Annotated in this window: 14 protein-coding genes and 3 rRNA genes; 16 read left to right on the forward strand and 1 reads right to left on the reverse strand. The window is 45.6% G+C overall.

From position 1 onward, the window contains the following. From dnaA to gyrB, 6 genes are all read left to right on the forward strand, one after another. On the forward strand, positions 1 to 1,347 hold the full coding sequence (dnaA, locus tag MHH50_RS00005) for a chromosomal replication initiator protein DnaA (RefSeq protein ID WP_036677741.1): 1,347 nt from the start codon (positions 1 to 3) through the stop codon (positions 1,345 to 1,347). Positions 1,348 to 1,544: 197 nt separating this feature from the next. After that, on the forward strand, positions 1,545 to 2,687 hold the full coding sequence (dnaN, locus tag MHH50_RS00010) for a DNA polymerase III subunit beta (protein ID WP_036677739.1): 1,143 nt from the start codon (positions 1,545 to 1,547) through the stop codon (positions 2,685 to 2,687). Positions 2,688 to 2,735: 48 nt separating this feature from the next. Then, positions 2,736 to 2,963: a S4 domain-containing protein YaaA gene (yaaA, locus tag MHH50_RS00015; RefSeq protein WP_036677736.1), complete on the forward strand. Its 228-nt coding sequence runs from the start codon at positions 2,736 to 2,738 to the stop codon at positions 2,961 to 2,963. Positions 2,964 to 2,986: 23 nt separating this feature from the next. Next, positions 2,987 to 4,105 (forward strand): DNA replication/repair protein RecF, encoded by a 1,119-nt coding sequence (recF, locus tag MHH50_RS00020; RefSeq protein ID WP_076307607.1) that lies wholly within the window; start codon positions 2,987 to 2,989, stop codon positions 4,103 to 4,105. Positions 4,106 to 4,122: 17 nt separating this feature from the next. Further along, positions 4,123 to 4,371, forward strand: coding sequence for an extracellular matrix/biofilm biosynthesis regulator RemA family protein (locus MHH50_RS00025; RefSeq protein ID WP_036677731.1), 249 nt, complete (start codon positions 4,123 to 4,125; stop codon positions 4,369 to 4,371). A gap of 47 nt (positions 4,372 to 4,418) precedes the next feature. Beyond that, positions 4,419 to 6,329, forward strand: coding sequence for a DNA topoisomerase (ATP-hydrolyzing) subunit B (gyrB, locus tag MHH50_RS00030; protein ID WP_036677726.1), 1,911 nt, complete (start codon positions 4,419 to 4,421; stop codon positions 6,327 to 6,329). An 80-nt stretch (positions 6,330 to 6,409) separates the two neighbouring features. Here gyrB and MHH50_RS00035 read toward each other — a convergent pair whose 3' ends face one another. After that, entirely contained in the window at positions 6,410 to 7,285 is an 876-nt protein-coding gene (locus tag MHH50_RS00035; RefSeq protein ID WP_076276332.1) for a YheC/YheD family protein, read from the reverse strand. A 356-nt stretch (positions 7,286 to 7,641) separates the two neighbouring features. Here MHH50_RS00035 and gyrA point away from each other — a divergent pair, with 356 nt between their 5' ends. From gyrA to MHH50_RS00085, 10 genes are all read left to right on the forward strand, one after another. Further along, complete coding sequence (gene gyrA / locus MHH50_RS00040) at positions 7,642 to 10,206, forward strand: DNA gyrase subunit A (protein ID WP_036677722.1); 2,565 nt, start codon at positions 7,642 to 7,644, stop codon at positions 10,204 to 10,206. 256 nt (positions 10,207 to 10,462) lie between these two features. After that, positions 10,463 to 11,560 carry an HD-GYP domain-containing protein gene (locus MHH50_RS00045; protein WP_076124333.1) on the forward strand — a complete coding sequence of 366 codons (1,098 nt, stop codon included), beginning with the start codon at positions 10,463 to 10,465 and terminating at the stop codon, positions 11,558 to 11,560. 379 nt (positions 11,561 to 11,939) lie between these two features. Beyond that, positions 11,940 to 13,497, forward strand: a 16S ribosomal RNA gene (locus tag MHH50_RS00050). A gap of 261 nt (positions 13,498 to 13,758) precedes the next feature. After that, positions 13,759 to 16,684, forward strand: a 23S ribosomal RNA gene (locus MHH50_RS00055). Positions 16,685 to 16,812: 128 nt separating this feature from the next. Beyond that, positions 16,813 to 16,929, forward strand: a 5S ribosomal RNA gene (gene rrf / locus MHH50_RS00060). The 16S, 23S and 5S rRNA genes sit together here, the layout of an rRNA operon. 154 nt (positions 16,930 to 17,083) lie before the next feature. Beyond that, positions 17,084 to 18,700 carry an ABC transporter substrate-binding protein gene (locus MHH50_RS00065; protein WP_076195273.1) on the forward strand — a complete coding sequence of 539 codons (1,617 nt, stop codon included), beginning with the start codon at positions 17,084 to 17,086 and terminating at the stop codon, positions 18,698 to 18,700. Continuing rightward, positions 18,697 to 19,686, forward strand: coding sequence for an ABC transporter permease (locus MHH50_RS00070; RefSeq protein ID WP_076195271.1), 990 nt, complete (start codon positions 18,697 to 18,699; stop codon positions 19,684 to 19,686). Before MHH50_RS00065 ends, MHH50_RS00070 begins: the two co-directional genes overlap by 4 nt. Beyond that, the gene (locus MHH50_RS00075) at positions 19,683 to 20,549 is read left to right on the forward strand and encodes an ABC transporter permease (RefSeq protein WP_139330225.1); all 867 of its coding nucleotides are present in this window, start codon (positions 19,683 to 19,685) and stop codon (positions 20,547 to 20,549) included. The genes MHH50_RS00070 and MHH50_RS00075 overlap by 4 nt, the downstream gene beginning before the upstream one ends. Then, complete coding sequence (locus tag MHH50_RS00080; RefSeq protein WP_076195269.1) at positions 20,549 to 21,313, forward strand: ABC transporter ATP-binding protein; 765 nt, start codon at positions 20,549 to 20,551, stop codon at positions 21,311 to 21,313. Before MHH50_RS00075 ends, MHH50_RS00080 begins: the two co-directional genes overlap by 1 nt. After that, positions 21,304 to 22,053, forward strand: a complete 750-nt coding sequence (locus MHH50_RS00085) for an ATP-binding cassette domain-containing protein (RefSeq protein WP_340033831.1) — start codon at positions 21,304 to 21,306, stop codon at positions 22,051 to 22,053. The genes MHH50_RS00080 and MHH50_RS00085 overlap by 10 nt, the downstream gene beginning before the upstream one ends. Positions 22,054 to 22,069 lie beyond the last annotated feature (16 nt).

Genomic DNA, 22,069 nt, shown 5'->3' on the forward strand with positions numbered 1-22,069 from the left:
GTGGACAGCCATACTTCCGAATTATGGCAGCAAATTTTATCGATTATTCAAACCAAATTAAGCAAGCCGAGCTTTGATACCTGGTTTAAGGCTACTAAAGCGATAACCTTCAACTCCCAGGTTCTCATTATCTCGGCACCTACAACGTTTGCAGTAGAATGGCTGGAAAGTCGTTACACCAAACTGGTAGGAGCAACCGTCTACGAAGTCACAGGGAAACAAGTGGATGTAAAATTCGTGATTGAAGAAAGCAAGCCGCCTGAGCTTGTGGTTCAACAATCCGCTCCGACTCCCGTAGTATCAAGAGAAGAAGCACAAACGCATCTGCTCAATCCAAAGTACACTTTTGACACCTTTGTAATCGGCTCTGGGAACCGCTTTGCGCATGCAGCCTCACTGGCAGTAGCCGAAGCACCAGCCAAAGCATACAATCCCTTGTTTTTATACGGTGGTGTAGGTCTGGGCAAAACCCATTTGATGCACGCAATTGGGCACTATGTCCTGGAACATAACCCAAATAACAAGGTAATTTACATCTCGTCTGAGAAATTCACGAATGAATTTATCAATTCGATCCGTGATAACCGCGGTGAAAGCTTCCGTAACAAGTATCGTAATGTTGACATTTTGCTTATCGACGACATTCAATTCCTCGCTGGAAAAGAGTCTACACAGGAGGAGTTTTTCCATACTTTCAATGCGCTCCACGAAGAACGCAAGCAAATTATCATCTCCAGCGACCGACCACCAAAGGAAATTCCCACACTGGAAGAACGGCTGCGTTCCCGGTTCGAATGGGGCTTGATTACGGATATTCAACCACCAGATCTGGAGACCCGGATTGCGATTTTACGCAAAAAGGCTAAGGCAGAGAACCTTGATATCCCTAATGAGGCCATGATGTATATTGCCAACCAGATTGACACCAATATTCGTGAGCTTGAGGGTGCATTAATTCGGGTAGTTGCTTATTCTTCGCTTACCAACCAGGATGTAACCACTCATTTGGCAGCTGAAGCGCTCAAGGATATTATTCCTTCCAGTCGTCCCAAGATGATCACCATCGCTGATATTCAGCAAAAAGTCGGAGAATACTACAATTTGCGCCTTGAAGACTTCAAAGCACGCAAAAGAACCAAAGCCGTAGCGTTTCCTCGTCAAATCGCAATGTATCTATCCCGTGAACTAACGGATTATTCGCTGCCTAAGATTGGTGAGGCTTTCGGAGGACGTGACCATACAACCGTAATTCATGCGCACGATAAAATTACACAGGCATTAAAGGTCGATCAGGAGTTGTACAAAGTGGTAAATAATCTTGCGGAGAAAATTAAAAATCCTTCCTAAGAGGAACAAAGAGCCTATACACAATCTATACACATGTGGGTAGGCTTAATTTTATGCTGTTTGGTGGGGTTATCCACATATTCGTCGCCCCTACTACTAATACTATTAAATAACTATAATAATTCATCATGTAAAGACGCGTAATTAACAGACTCAAATCCATCGAAATTCCCAATTTTTCAGCTAGGAGTGAAATCATGAAAATAAGCATTCTTAAAAATGAGCTCAACGAATCCATTCAACACGTATCCAAAGCTATATCCAGCAGAACAACAATCCCTATTTTGACCGGTATTAAACTGGAAGTTAGCCATCAAGGCGTCACATTAACTGCAAGTGATACCGATATTTCTATTCAATCGTTTATTCCAGCAGAGAATGACAGCCACACCATCGTGAAGATAGATCAGCCAGGAAGTGTTGTCCTTCCCGCTAAATTTTTCGTCGAGATTATTAAGAAGCTGCCCTCCAAAGAAATCCACATGGAAGTAAAAGAAGGATTCCAAACGTACATTTCTTCCGGATCCACTGAGATTCAGATGGTAGGTTTAGACCCTGAAGAATTCCCAGTGTTACCGAGCATTGAAGAGAATGACACGATCTCTCTACCAGGTGATTTGCTGAAAAATATGATCAAACAAACAGCCTTTTCTATTTCTACCCAAGAGACAACTCCGATATTAACGGGTATACTATGGAATCTGAGCGACAATGAGTTTAAGTTTACAGCGACTGACCGTCACCGCTTGGCAACAAGAGCTGCTAAACTTGAAGGCACGGAAAATGTCAATTTCGGAAATATTGTTATTGCCGGTAAAACCCTTAATGAGCTCAGCAAAATTATCCCTGACCAAAATATGCTGGTTGATATTGTCGTTGCGGATAATCAAGTTCTCTTCAAAATCGACAAAGTACTGTTTTATTCACGGATCCTAGATGGGATTTATCCTGATACTTCTAGAATTATTCCAACAACCTACAAAACAGAACTAACTTTAGATACAAAAAAATTAAGCGAATCGATTGATCGTGCTTATTTGCTGTCCCGGGAAGAAAAAACAAATATTGTTCGTATGCAGACGCTTGATCAAGGCGGTATTGAAATATCTTCAAGCTCATCAGAGCTGGGTAAAGTTCGCGAGGAACTTGAAGTCATTGATTTCAAAGGTGAACCTCTCAAAATATCTTTCAACTCGAAATATATGCTTGATGTATTAAAGGTCATAGAGAGTGAGCAGCTCGTTATTGCATTTACAGGGATGATGAGTCCGATCATTTTGAAACCACTTGACCAAACCAATAGCTTGTATATCATTTTGCCTTACCGTACAACAAATTAATGCCAATATTCATGAACATGTGGATAAGTGGCAGAAAGGATAAAAACCATGAAAAAAATACTTATCCACAGTGGATACATTAAGCTGGACCAATTTCTGAAACTCGCAGACTGTGTATCCACAGGTGGAATGGCCAAAGCTTTATTGCAGGAAGGTCACGTATTGGTCAACGGAGAGGTAGAGGAACGGCGCGGCAGAAAACTTTATCCGGGTGACAAAATCGAAGTGCAGGATAACGGTACCTTTGAGGTTGAAGGCGGAGGAGTAAAAGAGTAGTACGCTAGGGGAGGAACCATTTCGTGTTTGTTAAAAATATCGGTCTGCAGCATTATCGGAATTACGGGCTGCTGCGTCTGGAGAGCCTGGGCGATGTGAATCTGATTCTGGGTCAGAACGCCCAAGGCAAAACAAACCTCATGGAGGCATTGTACGTCCTGGCGATGACCAAAAGTCACCGCACCTCTAAGGACCGCGAACTTATCTCCTTCGATGCCCCCGGAGATGCAGCTCAGATCGTTGCCGAGGTGGAACGCAAGTATGGCGATCTCAAGCTGGAGCTCACCCTATCTGCCAAAGGTAAAAAAGCCAAGATCAATGGTTTGGAGCAGCGGCGCCTTAGTGAGTTTGTTGGATCTCTGAATGTGGTCATGTTTGCACCGGAAGATTTAGAGATTGTAAAAGGGACCCCTGGTATCAGACGGCGTTTTCTTGATATGGAGATCGGCCAAGTCCAGCCTAGTTATCTATTTCACCTACAGCAGTATCAAAAAATTCTCTTGCAAAGAGGTAATCTCTTAAAGCAATTATGGGGAAAAGAGGCTGCAGGGAAAGAGCTTCTGGAAATCTGGGATGCTCAACTTGTAGAGCATGGTGTTAAAATCGTCAAAAAAAGGAAACAATTCATAAAGAAGCTGCAAATATGGGCTGAAAGCATTCACCGGGGGATTACGAACGGCGGAGAAGAACTGAAATTGCTCTATGTCCCCTCTTTCGGCGATCGGGATGAGGAAGATGAAGCTGTCTTATTAGACAATTTTATGTTAAAGTTATCACAAACGAGAGAACAAGAAATCAGGCGCGGCATGACGCTGACGGGTCCCCATCGGGATGACCTGTCCTTTTTTATCAACGGAAGGGAAGCTCAGGTCTACGGTTCTCAAGGACAGCAGCGTACCACGGCTTTATCGCTTAAGCTGGCGGAAATCGAGCTGATCCATGAGGAAATCGGAGAATATCCTGTGCTGCTTCTTGATGATGTTTTATCCGAGCTTGATCCTTACCGCCAGACCCAGCTTATTGAAACCTTTCAAAGCAAGGTACAGACATTCATTACCGCTACCGGAATTGAGGGTCTGAATGCCGATAAATTAAAGGGCGCCAGCCTATTTCATGTTCATGATGGAAAAGTTGAGTTATAAAAGAGCGGAGGACGATCATGTATATTCATTTGGGCGGGGAGAAGATCATTAGGTCTTCGGAGTTAATTGCTATATTTGATATTTCGATTGAGAAATCTTCCAAGGTATCTAAGCAATTCGTTATTCACTCTGAGCAGGATAAGAAGCTTGAGCGGATTGGCGAAGAGGAAGCAAAATCTATTGTCGTAACTAAAAATATCGTGTATTACTCCCCCATTTCCTCCTCCACTCTTAAAAAAAGAGCCAAAATTTTGCTCGAAATATAACTTGCATTGGGTAACAAAGAGATAATCAGAAAGAAGTAGGTGAAGGCATGTCAATGAATCAACCGACATATGATGAGAGCCAGATTCAGGTACTGGAAGGGCTGGAAGCGGTTCGGAAACGTCCGGGCATGTATATTGGTTCGACTAGTTCTAAAGGTCTCCATCACTTGGTATGGGAGGTCGTCGATAATAGTATCGATGAGGCACTCGCAGGTTATTGTGACCGGATTCAAGTGATTATACATGAGGATAACGCGATCACTGTTATCGATAATGGACGTGGCATACCTGTAGGTGAGAATGTAAAGCTTAAGAAGTCGACGCTTGAAGTCGTAATGACCGTGCTGCATGCAGGCGGTAAATTCGGCGGTGGCGGATATAAAGTTTCCGGTGGTTTGCATGGTGTGGGTATCTCTGTAGTGAATGCCTTGTCTGAAAAGGTCCTTGTTAAGGTCAAACGTGACGGTCATATCTACCAACAGGAATATAGACGTGGTGCACCGCAGTATGACATCAAAATCGTTGGCGATTCAGATGAGACAGGAACGACTACAACCTTTCATCCGGATCCTGAAATATTTACGGAAACCACAGTTTTTGAATATTCGACACTGCTTACTCGTATTCGGGAGCTGGCTTTTCTTAACAAAGGAATCGAGCTTTCACTTCATGATGAGCGGACGGATGTCACCAACGTGTTCAAATACGAGGGTGGTATCGTTGAATATGTGAAATATTTGAATGAGAAAAAAGAAGCACTACATGAGGATCCGATCTACGTGGAAGGTTCACGCGATATGATCCAAGTTGAAGTGGCTCTCCAATATAACGATTCGTATACTGAGAACATCTACTCTTTTGCGAATAATATTAATACGCATGAGGGCGGAACGCATGAATCCGGCTTTAAAAGTGCGCTGACCCGTATCATCAACGATTATGCTCGTAAAGCGGGAGTACTGAAGGATAGCAATTCGAATCTGACTGGTGATGACGTGCGTGAAGGATTGACAGCCATTATTTCTGTCAAAATTCCAGATCCACAATTCGAAGGTCAAACGAAAACTAAGCTCGGAAATAGTGAAGTTCGGGGTATCGTAGAATCACTGTTCGGAGAGAAATTACAAGAGTTCCTGGAAGAAAACCCAGCAGTGTCACGTCGCGTTCTTGAGAAATCACTTTCCGCTTCGCGCGCGCGAGAAGCTGCTCGTAAGGCACGTGAGTTAACCCGTCGGAAGAGTGCGCTTGAAGTCAGTGCTCTGCCTGGTAAACTCGCCGACTGTTCATCCAAGGATGCCTCGATCAGCGAACTATACATCGTCGAAGGTGACTCAGCGGGTGGATCGGCTAAGCAAGGACGGGATCGCCATTTCCAAGCGATTCTACCGTTGCGTGGTAAGATCCTAAACGTTGAAAAAGCTCGCCTTGACCGTATTTTATCTAACGCGGAGATCCGCGCCATCATTACGGCTTTGGGCACAGGGATCAGCGATGACTTTGACTTATCGAAGGCTCGCTACCATAAAGTCGTTATTATGACCGATGCCGACGTCGATGGAGCCCATATTAGAACGCTATTATTAACGTTCTTCTATCGTTACATGCGGAAGCTAGTAGACGCGGGTTATATCTATATTGCACAGCCTCCTCTCTTTAAGATTGAGCGCAATAAGGTTATCCGCTACGCAGGCAGCGAGAAGGAACGCGATGATATTATCGCTTCTTTTGGAGAAAATGCTAAGGTTAACGTCCAACGTTACAAAGGTTTGGGAGAGATGAATGCAACCCAACTTTGGGACACAACGATGGACCCTGAGACCCGTATGATGCTCCAGGTTACGATTGAAGATGCGATGCTGGCAGATAGTATTTTTGATACACTTATGGGTGACAATGTTGAACCAAGACGTGACTTTATCCATGAGCATGCCAAGAACGTTAGATACCTTGATGTGTAAAAACAATATTTAATACAACCTCCGGCTTCTATTCCTAACGGAATGAGAACGCTGGAGGTTCTTTGATTTCAAGCTTCTTTTTAGGCTCTTGTAGATTGTTTATTGCGGGTCGAATAAGGGGATTTTCTTGCTTTTACACGTCCATAGGCTACGGCATAGCGATGTATTTTACGATAGATTGATTTATCAGGAAATAATTTGAATACAGCAATGGACGGAAGAGTGTTGACTTCCAGCAGCCACATATCCAGATGCTGATCCATGGCAATATCCAGACCAATCTCTTTGATTCCCGGATAGGCAGATTGAAGCTGTGCCGCGATTTGTATACCCAAAGCTTTTAAGTGATTGATCGTAACTAGGACTTCAGAGGGCGGCATATAATTTTTTAGCAGAGTACTTACGGAAAGGATACTGCCTCCACTGTGATAATTGGTGACGATTTTTTGAGGGGCAGCTACTCTTCCAAGCATTCCTGTTGTTTCCCATACTCCTGATGGAGTCTTTTGGGTAAGAACCCGAAGATCAAAAGGGCGGTCTTGATGACGCAGAAGGTCAATCCCTTTTTGAATCAAATAGGTTCGATTCTGAATTCGTTTCTGTAAGTTCTCATACAGCTCTTCTGGTGAGAAAAACACTTCCGCAGTCTTCCCATATCTTAAAATATACAAGATCTGTTCTTCGGGCTCTTCTTTATTAACGTTATCGAGGTCGGTACCGTGTTCAGCTTTCTGTTTGCTAGTGCTAAGAGTTACAGTACGCTGCTCAGCTCTCATTACACCGATACCATAACTTCCTCGATCTGGCTTAATATAGACCATTGTATATAACGCAAGCATCTCCTTAAGAGCATTGACATCGAATTTACGGGTATCAGGCACATATTGCAATAGAGAGTGATTTTGAAGGATGACTTTCGTTTTAGCCCATTTGCTTGGGACGCGTTGAATCTTCATTATCTTCCTCCTTATGAGTTTTGTGCAGGAATAGGTCCTTTGGGTTCCTTGTTGTAAAAAATGCAGTGGCAGCATAATCTTTGACAGCTGAAAATCAGGACAAGCTACCTAAACAATGGTATAATATAAGGATATGGGGTTATGCCTTATCGAACGATATTAGGATAATAAAACCGTGTTTCTTGTCTTTACAGTCTATGTAGTAAAGATATTTGCGGAAAGGGCAAATACCCTGATAAGCGCAAAAAGAAATCAATATTAGAAGATAAAAGGCTATCATGTTTAATTGTGCTACTTTTGTGAAAGTAATATAATTAAGGGTAGCGGTTTTTTAACTGAAGGAGGTCCAGCAACTCATGGCTGAACAAAATAACCCACAAGTCAAAGATCGGGACATTGGCGTGGAAATGCGTGAATCCTTTATGGATTACGCAATGAGCATCATTGTTAGCCGGGCTTTGCCAGATGTGCGGGACGGACTCAAGCCGGTTCACCGACGCATTTTGTTTGCGATGTCGGAGCTTGGAATGTCTGCGGATAAGCCTCATAAGAAATCTGCAAGAATCGTCGGTGAGGTTATCGGTAAGTACCACCCTCACGGTGACTCAGCTGTCTATGAAACAATGGTACGGATGGCTCAGGATTTCTCGATGCGCTATATGCTTGTAGACGGTCACGGGAACTTTGGTTCGATTGATGGTGATATGGCCGCGGCGATGCGGTACACAGAAGCCCGTCTCTCCAAGATTGCAGGCGAAATGCTTCGTGATTTGAACAAAGAGACAGTTGACTTCGCACCCAACTATGATGGTGAAGAGAATGAGCCGGTTGTATTGCCAGCCCGTTATCCGAATCTGCTCGTAAATGGGGTATCTGGTATTGCTGTAGGTATGGCTACTAATATTCCACCGCATAACCTTGGTGAAGTTATCGATGGTGTGCAGGCGATGATTAAGAATCCTGATATCACGCCAATGGAATTGATGGAGTTTATCCAAGGTCCGGATTTCCCTACGGCTGGATATATTTTGGGTCGTGAGGGCATTCGTCAGGCTTATCGTACGGGGCGTGGTTCAGTAACCATGCGTGCGAAGGCAACGATCGAAGAGAACAACGGCAAGGCTCGCATCATTGTGCATGAGCTTCCATACCAGGTTAACAAAGCAAGATTGGTTGAAAAAATCGCAGAATTAGTACGTGAGAAACGGATCGAAGGTATAACGGATCTTCGAGATGAGTCTGACCGTAACGGTATGCGTGTAGTTGTTGAGATGAGACGCGATGTTAATCCAAATGTAGTATTAAACAATCTATATAAACATACTTCTATGCAATCCACATTTGGGATCAACATGCTTGCCATCGTAAATAACGAGCCGAAAATTCTTAATCTGCGTGATGTACTTTATCATTATTTGCAGCACCAGATTGAAGTTATTCGTCGTCGTACTATATTTGATCTTAAAAAAGCTGAAGCACGCGCTCATATCTTAGAAGGTCTGCGCATTGCGCTTGATCATCTGGATGAAGTGATTGCGTTAATCCGTGCTTCACGGACAACTGATATAGCCCGCGAAGGATTAATGAGCACCTTTAGCCTCAGTTTAGAGCAGGCTCAGGCTATCCTCGATATGCGGATGCAACGTCTGACCGGTCTGGAACGGGAAAAGATCGAGAATGAATATAACGAATTGATCGTTAAAATTGCAGAGTACCGTGAAATTCTGGCTAACGAGCATCTTGTACTGGAAATCATCAGCAACGAGCTGCAGGATATCCGCGATAGATATTCTGATGAACGCCGGACAGAGATTACGGTTGGTGAAGAAAGTATCCTGGATGAAGACCTTATTCCACGTGAAGAGGTTGTTATCACTATTACACATACAGGATATATCAAACGTCTACCTGTCAGCACCTACCGCAGTCAGAAGCGCGGAGGTCGCGGAGTCATGGGGATGGACACCAAGGACCAGGATTTCGTGGAGCATCTCTTCGTGAGTAACTCTCATAACTATCTGATGTTCTTTACCGATAAGGGTAAAGTTTACCGGATTAAAGCTTATGAGATCCCAGAATTGGGCCGTACAGCCCGGGGGACGCCAATCATCAACCTGATTCAAATCGAACAAGGTGAGAAGATTAGTGCGGTAATCCAAGTGGAAGATGGCGATAGCGACAAATATTTATTCTTTGCTACCCGCGAGGGTATCGTGAAGAAGACGCCTCTTGGGGATTATAACAACATTCGTAAAGGCGGTCTTATTGCTATTAATCTTCGTGAAGAAGATTCCCTAATCGAGGTTAAGCTGACTGATGGACAGCAAAATCTCATTATCGGTACAGCTCGCGGAATGTCGATTACGTTCTCAGAGAATGATGTGCGTTCTATGGGACGTAGCGCGACTGGCGTTAAGGGCATTACGCTTGACGGTAATGACCATGTCATTGGTATGGACTGTGTCGATAAGGAGCTTGAGGTTCTGATTGTTACTACCAAGGGCTATGGTAAACGGACACCAGCCGGTGATTATCGTTCCCAGACTCGTGGCGGTAAAGGGATCAAGACCATTAATCTCACCGATAAGAATGGTCCTGTAGTGGGTCTTAAGGTCGTTAAGAAGGATGAAGACTTAATGATTATTACGACTAGCGGTACCCTGATTCGTACCAGCATGGATGGAATTTCTACTATGGGCCGTTATGCTCAAGGGGTTAAGCTGATTAACATCCGTGAGGATGACGCAGTAGCTACCCTGTGTAGAGCTGACAAGAACGAAGAGGATGAATCTGAGGAAGTGGAAGGTCTGGAAGGCTTGGAAGGGCAAGAAGGCCTGGATGGGCAAGATACAGTCGAGGAATCTGGCGATATTGATCAGCCTGAGATCCTGACTGAGGACGAAGACACTGACTTAGAATAGGTTGAATTCAAAAAAGAGCAAGGGCTTCTATTACAGAAGTTCTTGCTCTTTTTGTTGCTTTTAGAATGACCGATGCTTCAAAAAATAAAATAAATATTTTGAAAGAATAGTTTTCACTGCACTAGTGTCTTCCATTTATCCGTACTATAATTAGCCAATAGAATCCTATAAAGTACTAATTTCTCAGAAATTATCTGTCTTATCAATGTGAGGTAATGCTGGGTGTACGGCTTATAGAAATTAAGGGGCTGAGTATATGCCAAATATATTGGTTGGAGAAGTTAAAGCAGGCTCAAAGATAATAAAGGATGTAATTACACCTTTAGGGGGGACTTTATTCACTAAGGGAAAAATATTGCTCCCTCGTGATCTAGATATTTTACAGGCTTTTTTGATTGGGCAAGTGGAAATCGAAGGTGACCAAGGTGAGGCGAGTTCGGATGGAGCCAAAACAACAGCTAAGCAAGCTTCCCCTAAAGCTGGAGCCATTATCAACGAATCGATGTTGGCCAAGACTAATTCTCCTCTACATGATGAATACGATAAAATGCTCACTCTTATTAAGAACAGCTATCGATCGGTAACGGCAGCTTCACTTCCTATTTTTGAGCTTCGCAGTCAGTTAGAGACATTAATAGGTTATTTGAAGGATTATCATGTCTTGAAGTTTACACCGCGCACTTTAAAATATGAGGATTACAACTATCACAATGCTGTGTTGTCCGCGTTGACCTCCTATAAAATCGCTCAGTGGTGTGGGTACCCACAAAAGGATTGGATGCAGATTGCTTTTGCAGGATTATTACATGATATCGGCAATGCAAAAGTAGACAGCTCACTTTTACAGAAACCGGAGTCACTTAACAATAGTGAAATAGAAGAGGTTCGCCGACACACTACATATGGTTATCAATTATTACGCAATGTTACAGCGATTAATGAAGGGGTAAGACTTGCCGCCTTGCAGCATCATGAGAAGATTGATGGCTCTGGTTATCCATTGAAGCTGGACGGCAGTCAGATTCATTTCTACGCTAAAGTAGTCGCAGTAGCAGATATATTCCATGCTATGACCTTAGAAAGAGCCTACAGAAGAGCACAGTCTCCTTATTTGGTACTAGAGCAGATTCTGACAGAAAGCTTCGGTAAGCTTGACCCAGTGATTGTGCAGACGTTTATACAGAAGAGTACTGATCTCTTTAATGGCACTAGAATCAAATTAAGTGATGGCCGTCATGGGGAGATTATCTTCACAGATCGCGCAAACCCTACACGTCCGATGGTTAAGATAGAGGAAACAATAGTTAATTTGATGTTGGAACGTGAATTGTATATTCAAGAAATCATTGCTTAGGGCGTAGGTACAAAGGAATAAGGCTGTGCTAGCCATTATATATTGCAGTATTGAGGCTTTTGGCAGCACAGTCTCTCATTTATCTAGTATATTTCAAAAAAACTCTTGCAATGCAACTCCATACATGATATATTCTAAGTCCGGCCAAGAAGTACACATGCCGAGCTCGAAAAAGAAGTTAAAAAAGAGCTTGACATTAAATAGCCGAACATGATATAGTATAAGAGTTGCTGCTGAGACATTAAACGGCGCCAACGAGAACTTGATCTTTGAAAACTGAACAACGAGTGAGTGGGAAATCACGCAAGTGAAATCCAAAATTAGAGAATTAATTTTCTCGTCAGATGTTTCAAAATGAGCATATCGCTCTTTTCAATACTAATTGGAGAGTTTGATCCTGGCTCAGGACGAACGCTGGCGGCGTGCCTAATACATGCAAGTCGAGCGGAGTTATTTTGAAAGCTTGCTTTCAAAATAACTTAGCGGCGGACGGGTGAGTAACACGTAGGCAACCTGCCCTTCAGACTGGGATAACTACCGGAAACGGTAGCTAATACCGGATAATTTCTTTTTTCTCCTGAGAGAAGAATGAAAGACGGAGCAATCTGTCACTGAGGGATGGGCCTGCGGCGCATTAGCTAGTTGGTGGGGTAACGGCCCACCAAGGCGACGATGCGTAGCCGACCTGAGAGGGTGAACGGCCACACTGGGACTGAGACACGGCCCAGACTCCTACGGGAGGCAGCAGTAGGGAATCTTCCGCAATGGGCGAAAGCCTGACGGAGCAACGCCGCGTGAGTGATGAAGGTTTTCGGATCGTAAAGCTCTGTTGCCAGGGAAGAACGTCCGGTAGAGTAACTGCTACCGGAGTGACGGTACCTGAGAAGAAAGCCCCGGCTAACTACGTGCCAGCAGCCGCGGTAATACGTAGGGGGCAAGCGTTGTCCGGAATTATTGGGCGTAAAGCGCGCGCAGGCGGCTATTTAAGTCTGGTGTTTAAACCTTGGGCTCAACCTGAGGTCGCACTGGAAACTGGGTGGCTTGAGTACAGAAGAGGAAAGTGGAATTCCACGTGTAGCGGTGAAATGCGTAGATATGTGGAGGAACACCAGTGGCGAAGGCGACTTTCTGGGCTGTAACTGACGCTGAGGCGCGAAAGCGTGGGGAGCAAACAGGATTAGATACCCTGGTAGTCCACGCCGTAAACGATGAGTGCTAGGTGTTAGGGGTTTCGATACCCTTGGTGCCGAAGTTAACACAGTAAGCACTCCGCCTGGGGAGTACGGTCGCAAGACTGAAACTCAAAGGAATTGACGGGGACCCGCACAAGCAGTGGAGTATGTGGTTTAATTCGAAGCAACGCGAAGAACCTTACCAGGTCTTGACATCCCTCTGAATCCACTAGAGATAGTGGCGGCCTTCGGGACAGAGGAGACAGGTGGTGCATGGTTGTCGTCAGCTCGTGTCGTGAGATGTTGGGTTAAGTCCCGCAACGAGCGCAACCCTTAACTTTAGTTGCCAGCAAGTAATGTTGGGCACTCTAGAGTGACTGCCGGTGACAAACCGGAGGAAGGTGGGGATGACGTCAAATCATCATGCCCCTTATGACCTGGGCTACACACGTACTACAATGGCCGGTACAACGGGAAGCGAAGCCGCGAGGTGGAGCCAATCCCATCAAAGCCGGTCTCAGTTCGGATTGCAGGCTGCAACTCGCCTGCATGAAGTCGGAATTGCTAGTAATCGCGGATCAGCATGCCGCGGTGAATACGTTCCCGGGTCTTGTACACACCGCCCGTCACACCACGAGAGTTTACAACACCCGAAGTCGGTGGGGTAACCCGCAAGGGAGCCAGCCGCCGAAGGTGGGGTAGATGATTGGGGTGAAGTCGTAACAAGGTAGCCGTATCGGAAGGTGCGGCTGGATCACCTCCTTTCTATGGAGAATCGTTCTCTGCAATGAGAACATTCAAATCGGAAGCTAAGCTTCCAAAACTCAGGTTTAGGTCTGTTACTCACTCGTTGCTCAGTTTTGAGAGTTTAAGCTCTCAGCAAGACTTGATCCTTGAAAACTGGATACCGAAACGAATTTGCGTTTTAGAACATCTTTTAGCAACTTGTGTAAACAAGTAAATGTTATTAGTGAGATGATTCCAAAGAGAATGTCATCGTATGATATTTTCCTGCGGAAGAATCAAGGTTAAGCTAATAAGAGCACACGGAGGATGCCTAGGCGCCAGGAGCCGACGAAGGACGTGGCGAACAACGAAACTGCCTCGGGGAGCTGTAAGCAAGCTTTGATCCGGGGGTGTCCGAATGGGGAAACCCAGCTGTGGTAATTCGCAGTTACTCATTTCTGAATACATAGGAAATGTAGAGGCAGACCAGGGGAACTGAAACATCTAAGTACCCTGAGGAAGAGAAAACAATAGTGATTCCGTCAGTAGCGGCGAGCGAACGCGGAACAGCCTAAACCTAAGAGCTTGCTCTTAGGGGTTGTGGGACGTCTCACATGGAGTTACAAAGGAATATGGTAGGTGAAGAGGTCTGGAAAGGCCCGCGATAGAGGTAAAAGCCCTGTAACCTAAACTGTATTCTCTCCGAGACGGATCCCGAGTAGTGCGGGGCACGTGAAACCCCGTATGAATCCAGCAGGACCATCTGCTAAGGCTAAATACTACCTGGCGACCGATAGTGAAACAGTACCGTGAGGGAAAGGTGAAAAGCACCCCGGAAGGGGAGTGAAATAGAACCTGAAACCGTGTGCTTACAAAAAGTCAGAGCCCTATTAATGGGTGATGGCGTGCCTTTTGTAGAATGAACCGGCGAGTTACGTTTAACATGCAAGGTTAAGCCGAGAAGGTGGAGCCGCAGCGAAAGCGAGTCTGAATAGGGCGAATTAGTATGTGGACGTAGACCCGAAACCGTGTGATCTACCCCTGTCCAGGGTGAAGGTGCGGTAACACGCACTGGAGGCCCGAACCCACGTACGTTGAAAAGTGCGGGGATGAGGTGGGGGTAGCGGAGAAATTCCAATCGAACTCGGAGATAGCTGGTTCTCCCCGAAATAGCTTTAGGGCTAGCCTCGGTATAAGAGTAGTGGAGGTAGAGCACTGATTGGGTGCGGGGTCCGCAAGGATTACCAAGCTCAGTCAAACTCCGAATGCCATATACTTATTGCCGGGAGTCAGACAGTGAGTGCTAAGATCCATTGTCAAAAGGGAAACAGCCCAGACCATCAGCTAAGGTCCCCAAGTGTGTGTTAAGTGGGAAAGGATGTGGAGTTGCACAGACAACCAGGATGTTGGCTTAGAAGCAGCCACCATTGAAAGAGTGCGTAATAGCTCACTGGTCGAGTGACTCTGCGCCGAAAATGTAACGGGGCTAAACACACCACCGAAGCTATGGCTAGATGCTTTGCATCTGGGGTAGGGGAGCGTTGTGTAGGGGTTGAAGGTGTACTGAAAAGAGCGCTGGACACTACACAAGTGAGAATGCCGGTATGAGTAACGAAAAGATCAGTGAGAATCTGATCCGCCGAAAGCCCAAGGTTTCCTGAGGAAGGCTCGTCCGCTCAGGGTAAGTCGGGACCTAAGGCGAGGCCGAAAGGCGTAGTCGAAGGACAACAGTTTGAAATTACTGTACCACCGTAATCCGCTATGAGCGATGGGGTGACGCAGGAGGGTAGTGACGCGGACTGATGGATGTCCGTCTAAGCAGTGAGGCTGATGTGTAGGCAAATCCGCACATCGTTAAGGCTGGGCTGTGATGGGGAGCGAAAATTGTAGTAGCGAAGGTCATGATCTCACACTGCCAAGAAAAGCCTCTAGCCAGGAGAAGGTGCCCGTACCGCAAACCGACACAGGTAGGCGAGAAGAGAATTCTAAGGCGCGCGGAAGAACTCTCGTTAAGGAACTCGGCAAAATGACCCCGTAACTTCGGGAGAAGGGGTGCCCCGGTAGTGTGAATAGCACGAGGGGGCCGCAGTGAAAAGGCCCAAGCGACTGTTTAGCAAAAACACAGGTCTGTGCGAAGCCGCAAGGCGAAGTATACGGGCTGACGCCTGCCCGGTGCTGGAAGGTTAAGGGGAGTGGTTAGGGGTAACCCGAAGCTATGAACCGAAGCCCCAGTAAACGGCGGCCGTAACTATAACGGTCCTAAGGTAGCGAAATTCCTTGTCAGGTAAATTCTGACCCGCACGAATGGCGTAACGACTTGGGCGCTGTCTCAACGAGAGATCCGGTGAAATTTTAATACCTGTGAAGATGCAGGTTACCCGCGACAAGACGGAAAGACCCCATGGAGCTTTACTGCAGCTTGATATTGAATTTGGGTACGATCTGTACAGGATAGGTGGGAGCCGTAGAAATCGGAGCGCAAGCTTCGGTGGAGGCGCCGTTGGGATACCACCCTGATCGTATCTAGGTTCTAACCTAGTGCCCTTACCGGGTACGGGGACCGTGTCAGGCGGGCAGTTTGACTGGGGCGGTCGCCTCCTAAAGAGTAACGGAGGCGTTCCAAGGTTCCCTCAGAATGGTTGGAAATCATTCGCAGAGTGCAAAGGCATAAGGGAGCTTGACTGCGAGACCTACAAGTCGAGCAGGGACGAAAGTCGGACTTAGTGATCCGGTGGTACCGCATGGAAGGGCCATCGCTCAACGGATAAAAGCTACCCTGGGGATAACAGGCTTATCTCCCCCAAGAGTCCACATCGACGGGGAGGTTTGGCACCTCGATGTCGGCTCATCGCATCCTGGGGCTGAAGTAGGTCCCAAGGGTTGGGCTGTTCGCCCATTAAAGCGGTACGCGAGCTGGGTTCAGAACGTCGTGAGACAGTTCGGTCCCTATCTGTCGTGGGCGCAGGAAATTTGAGAGGAGCTGTCCTTAGTACGAGAGGACCGGGATGGACGTACCGCTGGTGCACCAGTTGTTCCGCCAGGAGCATGGCTGGGTAGCTACGTACGGACGGGATAAGCGCTGAAAGCATCTAAGCGTGAAGCCCCCCTCAAGATGAGATTTCCCAATTAGTAAGACCCCTTGAAGACGACGAGGTAGATAGGTTGGAGGTGGAAGTGCAGCAATGCATGGAGCTGACCAATACTAATCGGTCGAGGGCTTATCCTATAGTTAGAATGCAGATTCGTTTCGGATTCAGTTTTCAGGCATCAAGCCTGTAACACGCTTAGAAATTCATTGTCACTTCTGGTGATGAACCGAATTTTACGCGGCAGCGTCTGTTTCATAGACGCATGTTTGGTGGCGATAGCGGAGGGGTTCCACGCGTACCCATCCCGAACACGACCGTTAAGCCCTCCAGCGCCGATGGTACTTGGACCGAAGGGTCCTGGGAGAGTAGGACGTTGCCAAGCACGCAAGACCACTGTTGAGTAATCGACAGTGGTCTTTTTGTTATGTATATTTACTTAAGGATTGTTGCAAATTAAATTATGTTTGACAGACTAGAGTGTTTAACCCATAATACAATTCATACTAAACATATAAGAATTATAGGGGGAGCGAATTATGTCGTACTTTAGTGTATCTATTAAGAAACCAATTCTGTTGGGGGCAATAGCAGTTTTGCTATTGATGTTAATTGCAGGGTGCTCGGGGTCTAATAATAAGGCTGATTCAAATAAAGAGGCACAGGAAAGTGCGAGTCCGGCAACTCAAAGTCCTCAAACTGCAGAACCTGCAACGGGAGGGACTTTCGTCTATGGACGACCTGCTTCTGTAACTTCGCTGGATTTGCATAATCAGATTACGTCCAACAATGCTTTTGCAATCGACAAAGTCTTTGAATCATTAGTCGCTTTTGACAGCAAAGGTGAAATTGTAGATTGGCTTGCTAAGTCACATAATATCAGTGAAGATGGTCTGACGTATACATTCGAGCTTCGTGATGGGTTGAAGTTTTCCAATGGTACGGATGTGACCGCAGAAGATGCTGTATTCTCTCTTGAGCGGCACTTGAAGGTAGGCGGCCCGCTTGCAATATCCGCAAAGGTCGACACAATCAAAGCGCAAGATAACAAAACGCTTGTTATTACACTTAAAGAGCCTTATACACCATTTATCTCGGAGCTATCTAATTTCTCAAATGGTATCCTTCCTAACAATTTCGGGGGAGTATCCGAAGAGGAATTCTTCAAGAAACCAATCGGTACGGGACCTTTTGTTGTTGAAACATGGGACACTGCTGGTGATCTGACCTTCACTAAGAATACATTCTACTGGCAAGAAGGTAAACCCTATATTGATAAGCTCGTTTATAAGCTGATTGAAGATGACAGCCAAGCGATTAACCAGCTGAAGGCTGGAGAAGTTAATGCTATTGAATCTTTGGCTCTGCAAAATGCCAATGAGATTAAAGACGGGGCTGACACTAAAGTAGTTACTAACGGTAGTTGGGTGACAGAGCAATTGTTCTTTAATACGTTGGATGAACATTTTTCTGATGTGCATGTCCGTCGCGCTCTGGCGCTGGCGCTTGATCGTGAGGGCTTGACCAAGGCGCTAACCTTTGGTTATGCACAAACAGCAAACTCATTGCTGCCAACAACGATTCCTTATAACGCAAATGATACAATCAAAGCACTGAACTTTAATATCGAAGCAGCCAAGGAGGAGCTTGCAAAATCTTCCTTCCCTAATGGCTTCACTACCAAATTACTTGTAGCATCCGGTAATAGCACAAGAGCTCAAGAGGCACAAATTATTCAGGCAGCGGGCCAAACGATCGGGATTAAGATTGAGATTGAATCGATTGAACTTGCCACTTTCCGTGAACGTTTCTTCGCATATGATTTTGCGGCAATGCTGAACAGTGGCCAAGCGGATTCCCCTGAAGCGAACTCAATTATTGCTTTCCAGACCGATCCGGAAGGCTTCAGCAAATCATATTGGACGCATTATACAAATGATGAAGTAACGAAGCTTCTATATGAGGGACAAAAAACTGCGGATGGCGATGAACGTGCACAAATCTATACTAAGCTGCTGCAGACCCTTGCTGATGAAGTTCCTTATATTCCTCTTTACTATCCAGATGTTTTAAAAGGTATTCGTTCTTCAGTTGACGGTCTCGTTGTTCTACCGAACGGCAGTGCCCGTTTCGAAGATGTCCGCATCAGCCAATGATGAATCTTAAGCAGGTGTTAAATCAACCGAAAGGAAGCAAGGGTTCTTACAACTGGCTTGTGATATCTCTTATAAAAGCATTGGCAGTGATCTTCTGCGTAATGATAGCAGTCTTTTTCATCATACGAATCGTGCCGGGAGATCCAGCAAAAATGATTTTGGGAGAATACAGCACCCCTGAGGCGCTCAAGAGTATGCATCATACTCTTGGGCTGGACCTCCCTTTATGGGAGCAATTCATCCGATTTGTGAAGACGCTGTTTACTCAAGGAGATACTGGAAACTCCATTATTATGGGGACATCAACAAGAGAGTTGATTACACAACGGGCCCCTGTTACTTTGCTGCTCATCGTGATGGCTTGTGTGTTGGCGATTTTTGTATCCCTTCTGCTCGCTACGGTAGCCGCTACGCATAAGGATAAACTGCTGGACCATTTGATACGTATTTTTCCTACAATTACTCTAGGTATGCCAATCTTCTGGGTTGGCTTACTTTTAATTTTGCTCTTTAGTGTCCGGCTTGGCTGGTTCCCTGTTGGGGGAGTAAGTGAAGGGTGGGTCGGAACCTTGCATAGTCTTGCACTTCCAGCAGTCACTGTTGCTTTTTCACAGGTTCCTACGCTTGTTCGTTCATTAAGAGCGCAGATGCTTGAAGTGTTAGAATCGGATTTTGTAGTCACCCTTAAGGCTGCGGGCATACCAAACAGGGTTATTTTATTTAAACATGTGCTGCGCAACTCTGCTCTTCCTACGTTAATGCTGCTGGGTGTGAATATTTCTTATTTAATCGGAGGCACCTTGGTCGTTGAGCAGGTATTTGGAATTAAGGGAATTGGCAGCTTATTGTTCACCTCAATTTCGAAACGGGACTTTCCGGTTATTCAAGGAATAGCACTTTACTGTGCGCTATCTGTTGTGATCATCAGTCTCTTGATTGAAATCATTTCCTGGTGGCTTGATCCCAGAACGAAAGGAAAACAATGAAAACTATAAGACTAGACTCGCGATTGTATGAAGACGGTAAGATAACAAGCGGCTTAAAGCGAATATGGAATACCCCATCACTTCTAGTGGGAATTATTATGTTTGCAGCTCTTATTCTCTTGACTGTGTTTATACCTTATATAAGTCCTTATGACCCCTCTGAGCAAAATTTGAGTGCCTTTTTACAGCCTCCGTCAGCCGAACATTGGTTGGGAACTGATCAATTAGGGCGTGATCTGTTTACCAGACTGGTTTATGCAGCGAGGACTGATTTGAAAATCATGGTCTTGGCAGAAATCATTCCCTTTTGCACAGGTGTATTTCTAGGAATGCTGGCAGGATATTACGGCAAATGGATCGATACAGTTATTACGCTGTTGTCAGATACATTCATCGCCTTTCCTTTTTATCTGATCGTTATTATCGTGGCTTTTGCAAGTGGAGCAGGAGAACGAGGCATTTATATTACTTTTATCTTTGTAGGATGGATTGTCTTTGCCCGTGTCGTCAGAGGTCTTAGTGCTTCTTTTCGTAATCAGGAATGGGTGGCGTCCGCTCAAACCTTAGGGCTACCAGGAGTGAAAATTATTTTGCGTCATCTCCTGCCGAATGTACTTCCGCAAGCCGTGGTCGTCCTTATGACAGATATGATTGGATTGCTTGTTGCCATTGTTACACTCGGGTATCTTGGTATCGGCATTACACCGCCAACTCCTGACTGGGGGACAATGATTTCAGATGGACAGCCCTTCATCACTACAGCTTGGTGGCTCTCGGCCGTTCCGGGATTTGCAGTGGTGTATACGGGGATAGCTTTGTCGCTCCTAGGTGATGGTTTGGCAGACATATGGAGGAAAAAATAATGTCTATACAACCCATTTTAGAAATAGAGGCGCTATCGCTGGCAGCTAAGTCAAATGAGAGATTGGTCAATAATGTTAGTTTTTCGCTGGGTAGAGGGGAGAGTCTGGGATTAGTAGGTGAATCGGGATCAGGAAAATCGCTTACGCTGCGTGCAATTTTAGGCTTGCTTCCAAATGGTGTTGAACAGACTGGTGGCACCATTAAAAGTGACGTAAGCAGTGCGATGGTATTTCAAGATCCAAGAGGTGCGCTTGATCCGCTCTGTACGGTTGTCAAACAACTGGCTGAAGTTGTGTATTACAGACAGAAAGTAAGCCGTAAGACTTCGCGGGTAATTGCACTGGAACTGCTCGAAAGGCTTGGTCTCCCCGATTCATTGAAGAAAAAGGACCGGTATCCGAGTCAGCTGTCAGGCGGTCAGTGTCAACGGGTAGTCATCGCTCTGGCACTGGCGTGCAAGCCAGGCATACTTCTCTGTGATGAGCCGACAACGGCACTGGACGTCACGGTTCAACGGCAAATTATTGAGACGATCACGAGCCTCCAGCATGAGCTCAGTTTTGCCATGGTATTTGTTACGCATAACCTAGCGATTGCAGCAAACTTGTGTTCACGGCTATGTGTAATGAAACAGGGACAGATTGTTGAGCAGGGCAATACCCTTGATATTTTGCGAAATCCGAAAGACCCTTACACACAGATGCTGATTGATTCGGTGCTTCCTTTGCCAGAGCTTGAAGGGAGTAGAGACTCATGGAATTAGCCTTACAAATAAAAGATTTAACTGTTCATTATGGCGGCTTTACTGCACTGGATCATATCAATCTGAATCTTGAGCAGCACACCACCCTTGGGCTTGTTGGAGAATCCGGATCAGGGAAATCTACACTGGCGCGAGTAATTGCTGGACTGATTGCCCCAAATGAGGGACAGATTCTGTTGGGAACCCAAGAATTAAAAAAGAAAAGAAGCCGTGAGCAGCACAAAACAATCCAGATGATTTTCCAAAATCCAGATGCTTCGCTAAATCCTAAACATTCGATTAGGCAAATTCTTTCCGAGCCCTTATTGTTTCATAAAATAGTGGGGCGTACAGATGTTGAACAAAGTTGCAAAGAGCTTTTGAATCAAGTTCATTTAGAACAAAAGGCGTTAGACAAATTCCCGCATGAATTTTCCGGCGGCCAGCGTCAACGGATAGCGATCGCTCGTGCATTAAGTGTTGAGCCAAACATCCTGATCGCGGATGAACCTACAAGTGCGTTGGATGTATCTGTGCAGCTTAGTGTGCTCGAACTATTCAATACGCTGAAGGCTGAGCTTAATCTCACCATGCTTTTTATTTCTCATGATCTAGGAGTAATCAATGCAATTAGCGATACGGTAGCAGTTATGCGGCAAGGAAGGCTCGTGGAGCAGAGTCCGCGGGACCAATTCTTCATCCGTCCTAAACATGAATACAGTTATGAGCTGTTGTCGGCGGTTCCGAAAATGCCAAAATAAAGTACATCAGGAGGTT

The sequence above is a fragment of the Paenibacillus sp. FSL H3-0302 genome (genome assembly GCF_037982245.1).
In the GTDB taxonomy this organism is placed as follows: Bacteria; Bacillota; Bacilli; order Paenibacillales; family Paenibacillaceae; genus Paenibacillus_AQ; species Paenibacillus_AQ odorifer.

What these genes read in the sequence shown, in the direction of transcription:
- gyrA (WP_036677722.1), top strand. Translation starts at nt 7,642, where the DNA reads ATGGCTGAACAAAATAACCCACAAGTCAAAGATCGGGACATTGGCGTG.
- gyrB (WP_036677726.1), top strand. Translation starts at nt 4,419, where the DNA reads ATGTCAATGAATCAACCGACATATGATGAGAGCCAGATTCAGGTACTG.
- MHH50_RS00070 (WP_076195271.1), top strand. Translation starts at nt 18,697, where the DNA reads ATGATGAATCTTAAGCAGGTGTTAAATCAACCGAAAGGAAGCAAGGGT.
- MHH50_RS00045 (WP_076124333.1), top strand. Translation starts at nt 10,463, where the DNA reads ATGCCAAATATATTGGTTGGAGAAGTTAAAGCAGGCTCAAAGATAATA.
- MHH50_RS00080 (WP_076195269.1), top strand. Translation starts at nt 20,549, where the DNA reads ATGTCTATACAACCCATTTTAGAAATAGAGGCGCTATCGCTGGCAGCT.
- MHH50_RS00075 (WP_139330225.1), top strand. Translation starts at nt 19,683, where the DNA reads ATGAAAACTATAAGACTAGACTCGCGATTGTATGAAGACGGTAAGATA.
- MHH50_RS00035 (WP_076276332.1), bottom strand. Translation starts at nt 7,285, where the DNA reads ATGAAGATTCAACGCGTCCCAAGCAAATGGGCTAAAACGAAAGTCATC.
- dnaN (WP_036677739.1), top strand. Translation starts at nt 1,545, where the DNA reads ATGAAAATAAGCATTCTTAAAAATGAGCTCAACGAATCCATTCAACAC.
- yaaA (WP_036677736.1), top strand. Translation starts at nt 2,736, where the DNA reads ATGAAAAAAATACTTATCCACAGTGGATACATTAAGCTGGACCAATTT.
- MHH50_RS00085 (WP_340033831.1), top strand. Translation starts at nt 21,304, where the DNA reads ATGGAATTAGCCTTACAAATAAAAGATTTAACTGTTCATTATGGCGGC.
- MHH50_RS00025 (WP_036677731.1), top strand. Translation starts at nt 4,123, where the DNA reads ATGTATATTCATTTGGGCGGGGAGAAGATCATTAGGTCTTCGGAGTTA.
- MHH50_RS00065 (WP_076195273.1), top strand. Translation starts at nt 17,084, where the DNA reads ATGTCGTACTTTAGTGTATCTATTAAGAAACCAATTCTGTTGGGGGCA.